The organism is Pelotomaculum propionicicum (assembly GCF_004369225.1).
Classification (GTDB): Bacteria; Bacillota; Desulfotomaculia; order Desulfotomaculales; family Pelotomaculaceae; genus Pelotomaculum_B; species Pelotomaculum_B propionicicum.
Window position 1 is genome coordinate 1 of sequence record NZ_QFFZ01000148.1, and the last position, 846, is coordinate 846.

Annotated in this window: 1 protein-coding gene; it reads right to left on the reverse strand. The window is 43.4% G+C overall.

The window, feature by feature from the left end:
- Positions 1–197 precede the first annotated feature (197 nt).
- On the reverse strand, positions 198–846 hold a 649-nt coding region (locus Pmgp_RS19280), incomplete at its 5' end, for an IS91 family transposase (RefSeq protein ID WP_192903044.1).

An 846-nucleotide genomic window follows, 5' to 3' on the forward strand; every position in this document is an offset into this window, starting at 1 on the left:
TTGGACTAAACCGCTGACGGCTAGTTTCTATGGGGAAATTAAAAAATTCATCTTACAATTGAATGACAAATATTGACATGGCAAGGTCGTTAATGCGCAAAGGTGGTTTCAAAGGAATAACAATTACATACAAATGCACAGAGATCCCCCCTCCCCCAATAAAGAGGCATTTGATAAGTCCTATGTGGTTTCCACCTTTAGGGGGAAGCCCTGACGAGATGTCCAACCCCGCAGCAAGGACATAATGTAACATCCCTGCCAGTCAACAGATTTAAAAGTTCAATCGTAGACAGCCTGTCTTTTGGAAATTCATTCGCGAGCGTATTTGTAAGCTTTTTGCACAGTCGTAGTTTTGTTGATTTATTAACCGAACTCAACAGACCATAATGCCGGATTTTGGTAAAACCGTCAGGCAGCACGTGGATAAGAAAGCGTCGGATAAATTCATCGACAGACAGGCTCATATGTTTTTGTTTATTGCCATCCCTGTAGTCACGCCACTTGAATGTGACAGTTCCGTTTTCCAGCTTCAAAATGCGGTTGTTGGAAATGGCAACACGATGGGTATACCTTCCGAGATATTCAACCACACGGCCCGCGTTTTTGAATGGCGGCTTGCAGTAGACAATCCATTCTTTCTGGTATAGCGATGATACCAAGCTATCAAACAGGGATCTGTCACGCAGATACGAGATTGAACCATAATACTCCAGCTTCGCTCGTTTTAAGTAGTACAAGAATTTGCCTCTGAATTTCCGGGATAGAACCTTGACGGGGATAAAGAACTTTTTCTTTGAGTTCACCCACTTGCCATATGAATCAAGTCCACCGCCCGGTACAATGCAG